This is a genomic window from Bacillota bacterium, assembly GCA_012842395.1.
GTDB lineage: Bacteria > Bacillota > SHA-98 > UBA4971 > UBA4971 > UBA6256.
Window position 1 is genome coordinate 1 of the sequence record DUSX01000038.1, and the last position, 15,790, is coordinate 15,790.

Consider the following 15,790-nt stretch of genomic DNA (forward strand, 5'->3'; position numbering starts at 1 on the left):
CAGGTTTAGGCTGCTCGTGGATGAACCCCTTGTAAGCGACGAGGCCACCCCCGGGAAAGAACCTGGGAGCGACGTGCTCGGTCACCTTGCCCGATTCCCCGACGTTCACGATGCGGCACCCGTACATGGCCTTGGGCGCGTGCCCGCAGGCGACCGCCTTCAGCGCCGCCCCTGAAGACGCGTCGAGACGCTCATCCGCATCGAGCACGAGTATCCACCCGCACGTCGCGTGCTTCAGGCTCTCGTTGCGGGCCGCGGCGAAGTCGTCGTTCCACTCGTAGTGGTATACCTTCGCGCCATACTGGCGGGCGATCTCCACGGTGCAGTCGGTGGAGCCGGTGTCAACGATGACTATCTCATCGACAACGCCCTTGACGCTGTCGAGGCAACCGGGGAGGAACTCCTCCTCATTCTTCACGATCATGCAGAGGCTGATCTGGTGCTCCTTCTCGCTTTTCACGCGCCTTGCCTCGGCTCGTCTCTTTGCCTGCTTCTTCTTGGTTGCGCGTCTATTTGCCATCGTCGTGCAACGCTCCTTCGAACCGTGTCGTTCCGAACCGTGTCATATCGTGTCCATTCATCATATCGGCAATCGCGCGCGCCCCTTTAGCCCGGTCAAACCGGCCTGGTACAGAAACGTTCACACCAGCCGGCACGCGCCAGCACACTCAAGCGGGCCGTGCAAGAGATTGCCACGAGTCTGATACTTGTCGGCAAAGCCACGAGGCTCTAAAACGGTGGCGAAACCTGCCGATATATGTACTTGACGAGTCTCTGGATACCTGGAGGGGTGGGGCGCCTATGAGATCTCGGATCCGGTTCGGGATGGGATTCAAGATCCTCGGGAGCTTCTTGCTGCTTCTTCTATTCATGGCGGTCATCGGATACTTCGGCCTGCAAGGAGTCACCAAGGTCAGCACCGACCTCGGCAAGGTCGTCGACGAGCAGATGCTCCGCCTGACGCAGATCGAAGCCCTGCACGGAGCATTCGAGAGGTTCGCGATCGCGCTGCGCGGCTTTCTCCTCTTGGGTGATTCACGGCTCAAGACCGCCCTCAACGAGGCAGACACCGAGATTCAGCAGCAATTCGACGCGCTGTCGGGGGCCACGGTAAAAGGCGGAGGCGACGCGTCGAGCGACACCGGCGCCACCAGTGACACCGGCAGCATCGGCGACGCCGGAGACATCAAGACCGTCGCGGACATCCGGAAGCTCTGGGACGCCTGCCGGAACACGATCTTCCAGTACATCGATAACGGCCAGCTGGGCGAAGCGCTTGGCTACATGATGGCGGAGGGCGATGGCATCATCAACGACATCCGCGACGAACTCGCGACGGGCCTGAAGGCCTACCAGGACGCAGCGGCGTCCGCGAGCGATGCGGCCAAGATAGCCGCGAAGAACGTCCGGGACCGCGCCATAGCCATCTTCGCTGCCGCCGTGGTGCTCGGTCTCATCCTCGCCCTCGCACTTGCGGCAAGCATCACACGCCCGACGAGGGCCCTCGCTCGCGCGGCCCAGGAGGTGGCCGCTGGCCACCTCCAAGTCGAGGTGCCCGGCACAAAGCGCAGTGATGAAGTAGGCGTCATGGCTCGCGCCTTTTCCGACATGGTCTCAAGCCTCCGCACCGTAGTAGAGGAGCTACGCGGCCACGCGAGACACGTGGCCTCCACCGGCCAGGAGCTCGCCGCGAGCACGGATGAGGCGGCCATCGCCACCGAACAGGTAGCCAAGACCATCGAGCAGGTGGCAAAGGGTGCCGCGGAGCAAAGTGCAAGCGCCCATACGACGTCCACCGCCACAAGCCAGCTCTCGGCCGCCATCGACCAGATAGCCAAGGGCGCTCAAGAACAGGCGGCCTCTGTGAATGAAGCCAACTCCGTGGTCGCGTCAATGGCCCGCCTTATGGAAGGGGTCTCGAAGGCCGTGGGCTCGCTCATCGCGGCCGCCGACAAGAGTCGCGCCGCCGCCGGGAGCGGCTCCCGCGCCGTCGACGACGTCATCGCGGGCATGGACGACATCCGCAAGCAGGCCGAGGCGGTGGCCGCAGGCATCAAGGACCTGGGAGCCCACTCCAGCGAGATCGGGAAGATCATCGAGGTCATCGACGACATCGCCGAGCAGACGAACCTTCTCGCGCTCAACGCTGCCATCGAAGCGGCCCGCGCAGGCGAGCACGGCAAAGGGTTCGCCGTCGTCGCCGACGAGGTGCGCAAGCTCGCCGAGCGCTCGGGCAAGGCGACCAAGGAGATCGCGGGGCTCATCACAACCATGCAGCGCAGCATTGAGATGGCGAAAAGCGCGACAGACGTGCAGGCGAGCCGGGTGTCCCAGGGCACTCAACTTGCGGGCCAGGCCGGCCAGGCCCTCCGCGAGATCGATGCGACCATGAACGCCATGAACGCCGAGGTCGAGAAGATCGCCGCTGCCGTGAAGGAGCTCGAGTCCTCCAGTGCCCAGGTGGTCAAGGCCATGGACAACGTGGCCAGCATCACCGAGGAGAACTCATCGGCCACCCAAGAGATGACCGCGTCCGCTGAGGAGGTCCGCAACGCGGTCCAGGCGATGGCCAGCGTATCCGAGCAAACCGCGAGCGCAGCGGAGCAGGTGTCTGCCTCCACGGGTCAGATGAGTTCCGCCATAGAGCAGATCGCCGCGTCCGCTCAGGACCTCGCGAAGATGGCGGCGGACCTTGAGAAGCTGGTGGCGAGGTTCGCGTAAGAAAAAATGCGCCTAAGTGTGGCGCAGCGCCGTAAGTCTTCGCCACTATCCTTGAGGGTGTTAGGGGTTGACGGTGCTTGCACGACGGGGCGTCGAGAATTTGGCGCGCCCGCGCGCCAAATTCGAACGAGGCGCGCCCCAAGCGCGCCGTCCCCGGAGGGCAACACCGGCAACCCCGGACAGGGCTCACCCGCTGAAAAGCGACACGAGCTTTTGGCGACCTACGCAGGAACGAAAGGAGTGGTCACGGCATGTCAGCTTCAGTCAACGCGCCGGTCGGCGCAACGAACCTGAGGGATGAACCGGCGGGGGCCCGCGTCCAGGCGCAGGCGTCTTCCTCCGCCACGAAGCACGTCGTCGTGTTCCAGCTCGGCAAGGAGCTCTACGCCGTGAGCATCAGCGATGTCAGGGAGATCGTGCGCATGCAGCCTATCACACCGGTGCCCAGCGCCCCTGATTACGTGGAAGGCGTCGTGAACCTGCGCGGCCAGGTGATCCCGGTGCTGAGCCTCGCGAGACGCCTGGGGCTTCCCGTCCAGCCGGTCACGTCCGCCACCCGTATAGTGGTGGTCCAGGCGGGGCAGGACACCATCGGAATGATCGTGGACTCTGTGGTCAAGGTGGCCCACATACCGGAGCAGGACATAGAAAAGCCGCAGGCTCTCACCAGAGAAGCGGCAGCTCTCGCATACGTGGTGGGCATCGCGAGGGCGGAGGACAGGCTCATCACTTTGATCGATCTTGAGCAGGCGCTTTCATTTGCCTCCACGCCCGGGCAAGCGCAGCGAAGTCAGTGAGCGTGGCCCCTGAGGCCGCCTCGTTCTCGCGCTTTATCTCCTCGTAGATCTCCTCGCGGTATATCTTAAGGTCGGCAGGCGCGGTGATCCCCAGCTTCACGTATGCCCTGCCGGCCTTCGTGTCCACAGAGATGATCGTCACCTTGATGTCGTCGGCGATGATCACGCTCTCACCGCACCTGCGCGTCAGGACAAGCACCGGCCAACCCAACCTTTCCCTCGCGGATGTCTTCGGGGAAGATATGCGCGGCGAGCGGAAAACCTGACCCGCGCAGAGGCACCTGCCTGCCCTTGCCGGTGCGCCCGTTCACCACAAGCGGCGCGAAGAGATTCGCCGTGGCAAGCAGGGGGTTATCTGGAACAGTCACGATCACGTACAGGGACAACTCTCTCCGGTCGGTTCCGTCAACAAGGTCCGGGCATGCGCTGGCTATGTCGGGGTCGTAGTCGGGCCAGAAGAGGTGCGGATCCACCACTATGAAAGCGAGCTTTTCCGAGGTCGCGCGAAGCCACCTGAACGGGCCCCGTTCCTCGGGATCGACCAAGAGCTCGTACTCTCGGATGTCTTCAAAACCGAGAATACCCTCGTCAAATACGATCCTCACGCGGTCCGTCGTCACCTCCGGTCACCCCCTCCGGCCACCGCCCCTCCCCTGTCGTTCGTCACTCAATGGCGGTTATGAGCGTCGTCTGGTGCTCGGGCCGGGCAAGGTCCATCTCGGTGGACGTCTCCACCCACACGCCGTCCGCCTCTTGCTTGACGAGCCGCACCACCGGGCGCGTCACCATACCGCGGGAGAGCCTCTCCACCGCCGCGAGCTCCCCTGTGCTGAGGCGCACGAACGCCCCCTCGGGGAACGGCGATACACAGCCGAGCATGGCCCGCACCACGTCCTTGTCGAACTCGAAGCCGGCCGCGCTCATCATATAGTCCACGACCTCGCCCGGAGTCATATGCCTTTGGAAGCGGGACCGCACGAGCATGGAGCTGTACGCGTCAGCACACGCGACGATCCGCGAGAACGGGTGGATGTCGGAGCCCCGCAGGCCCCTGGGATACCCGCTCCCGTCCATCCTCTCGTGATGCTGGGCAACGATGGCTTTCGTAAACGCCGAGATCCTCGGGTGCTGCCGCAAGACCTTCACGCCGAGCTCGGGATGCGTGCGCATTTGCTTCGCCTTGTCGGGTGACAGCCCCTCGCCCTCCGTGTAGCTCGCTTCCGGCGCGACGGGAACAAGCGCCATGCCGACATCATGGAGCAACGCCCCCAGCCCGATGTCTTGAATGCGGGCCTTCTCCCCCATGGCGAGCGCGATCGCCACCGAGAACACCGCCACGTCGAACGGGTGCACGCACTCGTATTCGTCAGGCTCGTCGAAGAGAGTCCAGGACACCAGCACGTTCGGGGAAGCTTTGGACACGCTGGATTTGATGCCCTCCACGACCTCAACCAAATCATCGTAGGGCGGCTCAACCGCGGGATCGCCGGCCTCCCTGAGCTGCGAGAGGAGGTCCTGCATGATCCTGATGGCTCGGTTCCTCACATCATCCGGGACGATGCCTGTCCCTCGTGCAACCAACGGTACCACCTCGGCAAGAACGAACGTTGTCACGCCCGGCCGCCTACGCCACGCCTACGCGACGACCGGGTTCCGCTTTCGGTAGAAGAACGGTGAGACGAGCTCGAACCCGAGCTCGGACGCGGTCATGATGGTCTCAGTGCCCCCGATGAACAGAACGCCGCCCGGCCGTAAACTGGCGTTGAAGCCTTTGAAGACCCGGGTCTTGGCATCCTCGGTGAAGTATATCATCACGTTCCGGCACAGGATGAGGTCACAGTCCTGCTCGTACGGGTCGGCCAGCAGATTGTGGACCCGGAACTCGACCATTTGACGCACCGAATCTTTCAGCCTGAGCTTGTCGCCTTCGGCCATAAAGTATTTCTTCACAAGCTCCGGCTTTACCTCTTTGACATCGTCGCGCGTGTAGATCGCCTCGCGCGCAAGGCGGATGGCGGATGCGTTTATGTCTGTGGCAATGATCCGGTGCCTCGTGCCCGGCGCGACCTCGCTCAGGATTATGCCCACCGTGTACGGCTCCTGGCCTGTGGAGCAGCCTGCAGACCACACCTTGAGGTTCGGGCGCGTCTTCAAGAGGCCCGGGAGGATCGTTCCAGCGAGCTCGTCAAACTTTTCACGGTTCCGGAAAAAACTGGATACGTTGATGGTCACGAAGTCCACGAATTCACGGAGCACTGCGGGGTCCTGCTCCATTGCGCGCCAGTACTCGAAAAGGCTCGCATATCCGGACCTTGTGAGCGCCGCGGACAGCCTGCGCTTCATCTGGTTTTCCTTGTAGCAGCTCAGGTCGATCCCGGCTGCCTGCATCACTTTCCACCGGAAAAGGCTATAATCCATGTCTTGCACGTATACTGCAACTCCCGAGATGCATAGTCGCGCCGCCGTTTCTGCTGCTCGTGCCGCAATTCCTGTTGTCGCCTGGCCGCCTATGGGATTTGGTTGACCATCTGCACGATGGCACCGGCCACCTCCTGGAGCGGAACCACCAGATCCGCGAGCCCTTGATCGACCACGGCCTTGGGCATACCGTATATGACGCAGCTCGATTCGTGCTCTGCTATGGTCCTCCCGCCCGCCGCCTTGATGGCGGCCATGCCGGCCGCGCCGTCCCTTCCCATTCCGGTGAGCACCACCCCGACAAGCCGGTCTCCGTACACCCGGGCCGCGGACTCCATCGTGGCGTCCACAGACGGCCGCACGCCATTTCGCGGCGGATCGGTGGAGAGCGCCACCTCCCCGTCAGCGGTGAGCAACATATGGTATCCGCCCGGTGCCACGAACGCCACCCCGTCCGTAAGCTTGTCGCCCGACTCAGCCTCCTTCACAGCTATGGCTGAGGTCTCTGCGAGCCTCGCGGCCAGCGACTTTGTGAAGCCAGGCGGCATGTGCTGCACGATAAGCACTCCGGCAGAGAGGTCGGCGGGCAAAGCGGGGAGGACCTGGTTGAGCGCGGACGGCCCCCCGGTGGAGGCACCAATGACCACAACCGTGTCGCACTCTTCGCCCGGCCCGGCGCCCTGCCTCGCCCCCTGCCCGAGATGACCGCGCTCTCCTCGAGAGGCAGCCTCCCCTGGAACGCCTGAAGAAGGACGTGGTCCACCCCCGGCCGTCCCGTCCACGCCGGGCCTCGCGAGCCTGGGAACATGTACCTTGGCGCGCGCCGCCAGCTTCACTTTGGCAACGAGCTGGTCCCGCACCTCACCCAGGCCCACGGTCATCGAATGAGACGGCTTTGCCACGAAATCGACCGCGCCGAGCTCCAGCGCCCGGATGGTGGTAGCCGCGCCCTCCTGCGTCAGGGCGCTCAACATGACGACAGGGACGGGGCGTTCGCTCATGATGGCCCGCAACGCAGCAAGCCCGTCCATCACCGGCATCTCCACATCCATCGTGATGACGTCGGGCTGGAGAGCACGAGCCTTCTCCACAGCGGCCTTGCCGTCCCTGGCTATGTCAACGACGGTGATGTCTGGGTCCGACCCCAGCATATCCGAAACCACTTTACGTGTAAAGGCCGAGTCATCCACAACGAGGACTCTGATTGGTAGGTTCACGACGGAATCCGATCTCCCCCGTCTCGGCCGCGGCCGCCCGGCCGTCAGCCGACCAGCTTCTTGAGGGACGCGAGCACCTTGTCAGGATCAAACGGTTTCAGGAGGTAATCACGTGCCCCGGACATGATGGCCTCCATGACCAAAGACTGCTGGCCCACGGCGGTGCACATGATGACCTTGGCATGCGGGTCGCGCTTCTTGATCTCCTTTAGAGCGGCGATGCCGTCCATGACGGGCATGGTGATGTCCATGAGGACCGCGTCGGGAGCGCTCTCCATGTATTTCCTGACAGCCTCCTGCCCGTCTTGTGCCTCCTCGACCTGATAGCCGTGCTCCTCCAGGAGTTTGCGCGACCTCATCCTCATGAAGGCCGCGTCGTCCACGATGAGCACCTTGGGCACCTATATCACCCCGTTCCCCTTTGCGTTGTCCGAGCTCAGCGCATTGAGGATCGTTGCGAGAGAGTTGTTGGTCGGCACGATGAAGAACAACGCCTCGACGCTCTCAAGGCTTTGCTTGAGCACCGTCTGGGCTACCAGTGCGTCCGTACCACCGTCCGCGCGGCCTGCGCCACCGGCGGGCCGCCCGCCCACGCATTCTCCCCCGGTGCCGGGCGACGCGGCCTCTTCATTGGTAGCCACCGAGGCCTCCAGCATCTTCGCGACAAACGTCTCCCCATCCAGCACAGGCGGGGCGGGCATGGCACGCAAGCCGGTGGCCTCCGCCAGCGAGTTCAAAAAGAAAGATCCCGCGAGGTTGCCTACCTCACACAGGGCTGATCCGCCCATCTCCGTCAGACTGGTGGTCGTTCCCGGCTTGTTGCCCATGAGAATGTCCACCAGGCGGTAGGCGCTAGCACGCGGGAAGATGAGGATGACATCACCCGTAACGTCACCTGTGAGCCCGATCCTCACTCCGACAGTGGGTTCTTCCACGCTGTGCTTCGACGCCTTGGCGATGTCCCGGCACGCCACGAAACACACGTCGGGCACGCTCATCTCGATCTTGCGGCCTATCATGTCGGAGAGCACCGATGCGGCGCTCTCCATGCCTCTCGCCAGGATACGTTTCAGCGTATCGAGCTCGCTAGCACTGTAATTGATACTCGAAACGATCCTCGTTCCCTCCCTCATAACCTGAGCCCGACCCCGAGACATGGCTGCGGCCCACGGCCTTCTCCAGCACCCGCGCGACATCCAGGATCAGAGCGACTCGCCCGTCACCGAGAATGGCGCCACCCAGGACGCCCTTGGCACGCCTGGCGAGCCTGCCGAGGCTCTTGATGACTATTTCCTGCTCCCCGAGGAGCGAATCAACAATGATCCCCACCCGCATGTCCTCGTACCGCGCTACTACCACGAAGGCCCGCCCGCGAGCCCGCTCACCAGACTGCTCATCCGAACGGCTCGTGGCTAGCTCACCAGCCGGCTCGCACCCCCCGACGCTCGCTGCGGAGCCCCCGCCGCCCTCCCCAGACGAAGCCGGTGCACTGGCATCGTCTCTCCGCGCGAAATCCCGCAAGTCAAACACCGGCAGGACCTTGCCCCTCAGCACTATCGCGTGCCCCTGCCCGACTGGTTTGACCTCGGTAAGCGAGACGCGAGTAACCTCTACCACGGAAGACAGGGGGATCGCGAATTCCTGGCCACACGATTCGACGAGGAGAGCTCTGAAAACCGCGAGCGTGAGCGGCACCGACAAGACGAAAGCCGTTCCCTTCCCGGCAGCGGTGTTCACACGCAAGGTGCCACCCAGCTTCTCGATGTTGGCGCGCACGATGTCCAAGCCGACCCCGCGTCCCGACACGTCATTCACCTGGGTCGCGGTGGAAAAGCCCGGTTGGAAGATGAGCTCAATGGCCTCCTCGTCCGAAAGGGCCGCGGCCACCTCGGCGGAGATCATCCCCTTTCGCACCGCGGACTCGCGGACCCGCTCGAAGTCGATTCCTCCGCCGTCGTCCTCCACGGTGATGACCACGCGGTCCTCCACGTGTCGGGCAGCCAGCCGCACCCGCCCCTTTTCGGGCTTGCCGCGGCGGACGCGCTCTTCTGGCGGCTCTATGCCGTGCCCGACGGCGTTCCGGAGGAGATGTATGATGGGATCCGCGACCTCTTCTATCAAGGCCCGGTCGAGCTCAGTATCCTCGCCTTCCACGACGAACTCCACCAGCTTGCCAGAGCTTGCGGCGGTGTCCCTGACCATCCTGGGGAAGCGTTTGAACAAGCTCGAAAGCGGCGTCATCCTGGCCTTCATGACCTCTTCTTGGAGCTCGGTCGTGAGCCGGCCCATGTGGGCGGTGATCTGCTCGAGGTCCCCGATGGACTCCGAGTGGCCGTCGAGTGACGCGAGACGCCTTTGGACCTCGGCGAGCCTGGCCTCGTCTATGGCAAGCTCTGAGACTATGCGCACCATCTTGTCAAAGGCCTCGATGCCGACCCGGATGGTGTCCCCCTGGGATCTTCCCAAGAGCTTCGGCACATCGGACGCTGCCGTCCCGGTCTCATCGGCATTCTCGCCAGCCCCGCGAGCGCCGTTCCCGCCGGCACCAGCGGCAGCCTCGGCCTCGGCCTTAGCCTCGGCCTCAGGGCGGACCTGAGCGCAAGCGTGACGATCAGCCCCGGCACCGGTGTTCACATCAGCGTCCCCCTCGGCGTCAACCCCCGCCCCGCTGCCTGCGGCAGCAGCACCGGCGGAAGATTCCGGGCCCGCCCCCGCCGTAGCACCGTGCGCGCCAGGATGCACGCAGCGCACCTCCACGCGCTCGACGTCGGGCACCTCGCCGACCTTGCGCTCCACCTCTGCCTCGCTCACGGGTGACCCGAGCAGCAGCACGGCCGAGAGGTCCAGGCCCGCTTTCTCAGCCTTGATGTCATCCAGCGACGGCTGCGTCCCGGCGACCGTTCCGAGCTCTTGGAGGGCTTGTATGACCTGGAGAGCACGCACGGGCGGCATCGCCGTGTCATCCGCGAACCTCACATGTACCTCATACGTGCCGACCCCCAGTGAAGCGGCGCTCGCGAGCCGGGCAACGAGCGATTCGACGTCGATTTCGCCGGCGCCGCGGACGCGCGGACCGCCGCCGGAGGCGTCGAGCTCCGCGGCAAGCGCCCGTAAGCCATCGACCGCTTCCAAGAGCACGTTCACCAGCTCTTGGCGAGGCGCGACCCTGCCGTCCCGCATGGCCGCAAACACATCCTCCATGGCGTGCGCGAGCGTGGACATCCTGGCGTGGCCTACGGTTGCCGACGAGCCCTTCACGGTATGCGCTATGCGGAACATGTCCTGAAGGAGGGGCTTGTCGTGGCCCTCGCTTTCGAGCCTGACGATCTCCTCTTCGAGCGCTTCGAGCTCGTCGAGGGTTTCATCGAGAAAAAGCCTGATGTCCTCCGGAGTCAACGAATATCCTTCCGCCACTTGGCACCGACCCCTACCGCAAATAGTCCACAAGGGAAGTCTGCATTATCCCGGCAGCCGCCCCGAGGGCCGCCTTGTACACCGTCTCCTGCAACTGCAGGTCAGAGATGGCCTTGAACACGTCCGCATCTTCGGTCTTCGACAGAAGCGCCTCCAGCTCCACCTCGTCCTCGGACAGCTTGGCTGATGCCCGGTCTAGCCGTCGCACCTTCGCGCCGACGCCCGTGACGAGGTTCATGATCCGGTCTTGAGCCGCCTGGGTGGCACTGACGTCGGACGCGATATCGTCGTAGTACGTGGATGATGCATCGCCTGCGAGGAGGTGATCCCGGAGGTCCACGAGGATCTGGAAGAGGTTCCTATTGCCCGCCTCGCTGATGCCCTGCATGAACACCTCGCCGCCGTTCGCGTTGACCTGCATGGTCGTGCCGGGCTCGACTTCGACCTGCTTGCTGCCGTCGAGACCCTCATAGGTAACGGTCGTAACGGTAACGCCCGATGCGTCAGTGTTCTCTGTCAGCACAAAGGGCTTCGTGAGGGTCTTCAGGCCGGCGAAGATGTACCTGCCGTCGTATTCCGTGTTGGCGAGGTCCACGAGCTCGGCGATGAGGCCGTTCACGTCCTGCGCGAGCGCCTGCCGCTCGTCACCGGAGAGAGTGCTGTTCCCGGCGCGGAGCGCGGCGTCGGCGGCATTCTGGAACACCTCCTGTGCCTTCATGAGAGCCCGTTCGGTCGCGCCGAGCCAGTCCTTGGCATCGTCTATGTTGGTCTTGTGTTGCGCGACCCCTGCCCGAAGCGCCCGGATGGCCATGCCCCGCGAGGCGGCGATCGGGTCGTCTGATGGTTTCCGCACCCGCTTCCCGGTGGATATGTCCTCCGAAAGTCTCTGCATCCGAGCAAGTTGCTGGCTGATGTCCCTGGAAAGGTTGTTCAGAAGGTAACTCGTGCTCACACGCAACCCCGTCACCCCCTCCCGCTACTGGATCGCGGGTGTTACCTAGGCCTACCGGCCTACGATGCCCGTGCCGTTGATGAGGGTATCGAGCATCTCATCAATGGCTGTCGTCAGCCTGGCCGCTGCCTCGTACGCCCGCTGATAGCGCATGAGATTCACCATCTCCTCATCGATGGAGACCCCTGAGATGCTATCCTTGTTGTTCGTGTATTGCTGCAGCGTCGCGTCGTGTACCTGCGCCATGTGCGCGGCCTGCCGCGCGCACGTCCCCACGTCGGCGACGATCTGCTGATAGAATCCCCCGAAGCTCACCTTGTCCCCGCCCATCGTGAGCGCGTCCTCGAGACCTGCAATGGCAAGCGCGACCGAGCCGTCCCCGACAAGCCCCGGCTGTGCGGCCGCGGCCACCTTCGCCACGTCTCCACCGGCGTCTGGGTCGAGGTCCGGGTTCACTGAGAGAGTGCGGCGCCCGGCGTCATATACAAAGAAGTCGATGCCGTGCGTCGGGGTCAGGGCATCGTCTATGCCATAGCCGTCCTTATGGAGCTGGTTGACCTCGTCAGCGAGCGTGGTCACGAGCTGCTCCACGTCCTTGTAGTACCCAGTGACATCGGCGTTCCTCGCCTGCAGCAGCCCGCCCACTTCGCCTCCGGTGGCTTCCACCGGACTCCCATCGTTCGCCCAGACTATCTGAGATCCCAGCTCGGTTGCCCCAGGGTCGAGCGCCTCTCCGGGCAGAGTCCCGGACTCGAACCGGAGCTCGCTTGCGGCGTCGCCGCGCACGAGCTCTGCAGAGCCGACTTGAACGACTACGGACCCGTCCTGGGTCTCGAAGGCGCTGATATTGATGAGCCGTGATAGCCTCTCGATGGCGACATCTCGCGCGTCCTTGAGGTCGGCAGGATCGTTCCCGATCGCCGTGATCCTCACGATCTCCTTGTTCTGCGCAGCGATCTCCCTGGCAAGCGAGTTGATCTCGTCGACGCGCGTGGCTATCCCCTCGTCCAGGTCGCGCGCAAGCTCGCGCAGGCCACTGAGCTCGTTGTTGAAGTAGGACGCAAGGGTCTTGGCCTGCTCCACCAGGGCCGTGCGGACGGCGATGCTCTCCGGACGCTTCGATAGCTCGTCCCACGCCGCGAAGAACTCGGTCAAAGCGTCGGCCAGCCCGGTATCGGAAGGCTCTCCGAAAACCGCTTCCACCTGCGAGAGCGCATCGCTCTTGCCTTCCCAGAACCCGAGGGATACCCCAGCCTGGCGGATTCGGCTTTCGACGAACCCATCGAAGACGCGCTTTATCCTGACCATCTCGACTCCCGTGCCCACCGTGCCAGGCCGCTTGAAGCCGGCCCCGGTTTCCACCACGTACCCCGGCGTGGCCGCGAGCACGGGCTCACGCCGCACGTAACCTTGCGTGCCGGCGTTTGCGATGTTGTGGCCGACCACTTCGAGCGCTCTTTGTTGAGCAACCAAGGCGCGCCTTGCGGTCTCAAGGCCGAGAAAAGTGGAACGCATGCGGCCTTCCCGCCTTTCTTCTCAGAGCGGTGGTGTTCACTGAATACGTGTTCCGGCCATCACGGCACGCGTACACCCGAGTCGCGAAATCGACGTAGTCGAGGATGTTGTTTATGAGCACGATGTTTCCACCGTTGATGACGGCGTGTTCCTCGAGGATGGGCGCAAGCTGCTGGAGGATGCTCCTGTACCTCTCGAGACAGCCATCCCCTGCCGAAGCCATGACCTCCTCACACGATACGCGGTCGCTGCCGCGAGACGCGGCGCCGCCGGGACGGCCGAGGCTGCGCGTGACCTCGCCGAGGAGCGCGAGCCTCGCGTTCATGACCGCCCGGACCTTCCCGATGAGGGCCTCAACCTCGCGCAACGTGGCTGTCAAAGCATCTACATCGAAAGAGACGAGAAGGCCCTGTTCCCGGCGGGAGAGGTCCAGGAGATCCCTGTGAAGGGCGGCCTCTTCCTCGAGAAGATCGAGGATCTCGTTGCACCGTTGAGAGATGTCGTGCATCTCGATTCACTCACCCCGCGTCGCCGCACGACGCTGGCCCAGGCACACGGCACGCACATGAGGTGGGGAAGCCGGCTGGCAGCCGGCAGCCCTCCTAGGACGGCCTCAGGAGCTTCCGGGCGACCATGTCGCCGCTCACCTTGTATGTGCCGGTCTCCAGATCCTTGCGAATGGTCTCAACCTTCGCCTTTCGCGCGGCAGCGATCTCATCGAGCCTTTGATGTGCGCGTTGCAACTCGCGTGCGCGGTCGGAGACCACGACCTCGTCCGCCTCCGCCTCCGCCTCCGCCTCCGCGCTTTCCCGTTTCTTTTGCGCCTCTTTGGCTTCCTTGGACTTCGTCGCCTCGGCTTGCTCCGCGTACCTGCTGAGGATCCTGCGGAGTCCCTCGTTTTCGACCTTCACTGGACGCACCTCTCTCCGATGCCGACTCGTTCTCGGTGATCTTATCGGCAAGTCGCGACAAGGTGTTTAGCCCTCCTTGGCATCATGCACGCCGCGGGGCCCGTCCAAACGGTGGCCTCCTAGCTGCGATGGCGTCGCGGACTGCCGTGACAGCTGTCTGTAAAGAATCTCGGCGAGACCGATGCCGCCCCGCGCAGCCATGGCTTTCGCGATCTCCTGGTCGAACATGCTCTGGAACACTTCTTCGCCGCGCCCGCCACCAAAGAGGTCGTCCTTCGGAACCGTCTTGCGCATTTCTTTGAGAAGCTCTTCCAGGAACACGGATTCCAGTTCCTGGCAGGCTTTCATCAGTTCTCGGTCGGTACCTGCGGAATGCGTACGAGCCCCGGCCTTCGCGCCCGCCACCGGCCCGCGCGACTCGGCAGCGGTGCCAAGCGAGGCTTTGACCGCGCCGTCCGACCTGGTGACACCGCTCATCATGTCCCCGACCAACGGTCTACCTCCTCCTCCCATCGGTCGTCCCGGCCCGGCCGCCCATGCGCCGTGAGAGACGCCCCGCCTGCCGCCGCCTGCCGCGCGGCCGCCTGCCTCGCGATGTGTCCGCGGCCCTTGGCCCCGCATTCATGGTCACAAGACTTCTATCTCCGCGAGAAGGGCGCCGCACGCCTTGAGCGCCTGCAAAATGGCGATGATGTCGCGGGGCGTCGCGCCAACGGCGTTGAGCGAGGACACGAGAGCGTCTACAGTGTCCATCGAGGAGACATCGAAAACCGTCCCGGCCGCCGTCGCATCGGGGCCGCCCTTGTCTCGCGAGGTGGAAGGGGATCCCTCGTCTCGGGCGGTGGAGGCGGACCCACCGTCAACGCTGGAGGAGATCTGAACGCGCAGGCTGCCATGGGAAACCACGGCCGGGAGCACTCTCACGTTTCCGCCGATCACGACCGTGCCTGTGCGCTCATTGAACACGACGCGCGCCGGAACGTCCGCGGTGACCGGGATCTCCCCAATGAGCGCGACGAGCCCCACGGGGTCGCCAGCATATCCCGCCGGCACTCGCACCTCCACGGCCCCCGCGTCGAGGGCCTTTGCAGTGCCATCCCCCAGGCGTGCGCAGATGGCTTTCGCTATGCGGTCGGCCGTAGCGAAGTCCGGTTGAGACAGAGACAGGGTGATCTTCCCGTTCTCCGCGCCGGAAATAGCCTCCTCAAGCTCCCGTTCGACCGTCGCCCCCTCCGGAATGGTGGCCACCGTGGGATGCGTTTTCTGGCGCGCCGTCGAACTGCCAGCCCCGCCGCCCAGCGAGACGACCCCTTGCGCCGCCGCGTACATCTTCTCGTCGGCGCCGAGGAGCGGCGTAAGGAGAAGGGTCCCTCCCTCAAGGCTCCGCGCGTCGCCGAGAGACGACACCACCACATCGAGCCGGTCGCCCACCCGTGCGAACGGCGGCAGCTTCGCGGTCACCATCACGGCCGCGACGTTCTTGACGCGCATCTCGTCGGGCGAGACCTTGACGCCGAACTTCATCAGCATGTTCGCAACCGACTGGACGGTGAACATCGCGCCGCTGGAGTCCCCCGTGCCCTTCAACCCGACCACCAGGCCGTAGCCGATGAGATCGTTCTCTCTCACGCCCTCAATCCGCGTGATGTCCTTGATCCTTGACTCTGCGCTTGCCACAGACACGAGCGCGACGGACTCGACCGCGGCCACCAACGCCAGCCCCACGAACACGGCGAAAAGTGCGGGCCTGAGCCTGAAGCCGCGTAGGCCGCGCGCGGTCCGGATGGCATGCTCGCTAGCTCGTTTCATTGCAGGTCCCACCTCCTGCTGGACCAATGGCTCCGT

At 64.2% G+C, this 15,790-nt stretch carries 17 protein-coding genes; 2 read left to right on the plus strand and 15 right to left on the minus strand.

Annotated elements, in window-relative coordinates; genetic code table 11:
- A partial coding sequence (locus GX515_12715; GenBank protein HHY33856.1) for a glycosyltransferase family 2 protein occupies positions 1-520 on the minus strand: 520 nt, incomplete at its 3' end.
- A 281-nt stretch (positions 521-801) separates the two neighbouring features.
- Here GX515_12715 and GX515_12720 point away from each other — a divergent pair.
- Together GX515_12720 and GX515_12725 are read left to right on the plus strand one after the other, a co-directional pair.
- Positions 802-2,721: a HAMP domain-containing protein gene (locus GX515_12720; protein HHY33857.1), complete on the plus strand. Its 1,920-nt coding sequence runs from the start codon at positions 802-804 to the stop codon at positions 2,719-2,721.
- Positions 2,722-2,972: 251 nt separating this feature from the next.
- Positions 2,973-3,518 carry a purine-binding chemotaxis protein CheW gene (locus GX515_12725; protein ID HHY33858.1) on the plus strand — a complete coding sequence of 182 codons (546 nt, stop codon included), beginning with the start codon at positions 2,973-2,975 and terminating at the stop codon, positions 3,516-3,518.
- On the opposite strand, the gene csrA is transcribed toward GX515_12725, so the two are convergent.
- The 14 genes from csrA to GX515_12795 all read right to left on the minus strand — a co-directional run bounded on the left by csrA (position 3,448) and on the right by GX515_12795 (position 15,754).
- Positions 3,448-3,717 carry a carbon storage regulator CsrA gene (gene csrA, locus GX515_12730; protein ID HHY33859.1) on the minus strand — a complete coding sequence of 90 codons (270 nt, stop codon included), beginning with the start codon at positions 3,715-3,717 and terminating at the stop codon, positions 3,448-3,450. The genes GX515_12725 and csrA overlap by 71 nt on opposite strands.
- Complete coding sequence (locus GX515_12735; GenBank protein HHY33860.1) at positions 3,689-4,138, minus strand: flagellar assembly protein FliW; 450 nt, start codon at positions 4,136-4,138, stop codon at positions 3,689-3,691. The genes csrA and GX515_12735 overlap by 29 nt, the downstream gene beginning before the upstream one ends.
- Before the next feature lie 43 nt (positions 4,139-4,181).
- Positions 4,182-5,132 carry an HD domain-containing protein gene (locus GX515_12740; protein ID HHY33861.1) on the minus strand — a complete coding sequence of 317 codons (951 nt, stop codon included), beginning with the start codon at positions 5,130-5,132 and terminating at the stop codon, positions 4,182-4,184.
- Positions 5,133-5,153: 21 nt separating this feature from the next.
- Positions 5,154-5,936: a protein-glutamate O-methyltransferase CheR gene (locus tag GX515_12745; protein ID HHY33862.1), complete on the minus strand. Its 783-nt coding sequence runs from the start codon at positions 5,934-5,936 to the stop codon at positions 5,154-5,156.
- Between the two features lie 89 nt (positions 5,937-6,025).
- Entirely contained in the window at positions 6,026-7,153 is a 1,128-nt protein-coding gene (locus tag GX515_12750; protein HHY33863.1) for a chemotaxis response regulator protein-glutamate methylesterase, read from the minus strand.
- Positions 7,154-7,197: 44 nt separating this feature from the next.
- Complete coding sequence (locus GX515_12755) at positions 7,198-7,554, minus strand: response regulator (GenBank protein ID HHY33864.1); 357 nt, start codon at positions 7,552-7,554, stop codon at positions 7,198-7,200.
- Positions 7,555-8,286 (minus strand): hypothetical protein, encoded by a 732-nt coding sequence (locus GX515_12760; protein HHY33865.1) that lies wholly within the window; start codon positions 8,284-8,286, stop codon positions 7,555-7,557.
- Complete coding sequence (locus GX515_12765) at positions 8,240-10,567, minus strand: chemotaxis protein CheA (protein ID HHY33866.1); 2,328 nt, start codon at positions 10,565-10,567, stop codon at positions 8,240-8,242. The genes GX515_12760 and GX515_12765 overlap by 47 nt, the downstream gene beginning before the upstream one ends.
- 13 nt (positions 10,568-10,580) lie before the next feature.
- Positions 10,581-11,534 (minus strand): flagellar hook-associated protein FlgL, encoded by a 954-nt coding sequence (gene flgL, locus GX515_12770; GenBank protein HHY33867.1) that lies wholly within the window; start codon positions 11,532-11,534, stop codon positions 10,581-10,583.
- 36 nt (positions 11,535-11,570) lie between these two features.
- A complete protein-coding gene (gene flgK / locus GX515_12775; GenBank protein HHY33868.1) occupies positions 11,571-13,034 on the minus strand; it encodes a flagellar hook-associated protein FlgK in 1,464 nt (487 codons plus the stop codon).
- On the minus strand, positions 13,009-13,542 hold the full coding sequence (locus GX515_12780) for a flagellar protein FlgN (protein ID HHY33869.1): 534 nt from the start codon (positions 13,540-13,542) through the stop codon (positions 13,009-13,011). The genes flgK and GX515_12780 overlap by 26 nt, the downstream gene beginning before the upstream one ends.
- Before the next feature lie 94 nt (positions 13,543-13,636).
- Entirely contained in the window at positions 13,637-13,945 is a 309-nt protein-coding gene (flgM, locus tag GX515_12785; protein ID HHY33870.1) for a flagellar biosynthesis anti-sigma factor FlgM, read from the minus strand.
- 66 nt (positions 13,946-14,011) lie between these two features.
- Positions 14,012-14,293 carry a rod-binding protein gene (locus GX515_12790; protein HHY33871.1) on the minus strand — a complete coding sequence of 94 codons (282 nt, stop codon included), beginning with the start codon at positions 14,291-14,293 and terminating at the stop codon, positions 14,012-14,014.
- Between the two features lie 279 nt (positions 14,294-14,572).
- Positions 14,573-15,754, minus strand: coding sequence for a flagellar basal body P-ring protein FlgI (locus tag GX515_12795; protein HHY33872.1), 1,182 nt, complete (start codon positions 15,752-15,754; stop codon positions 14,573-14,575).
- Positions 15,755-15,790 lie beyond the last annotated feature (36 nt).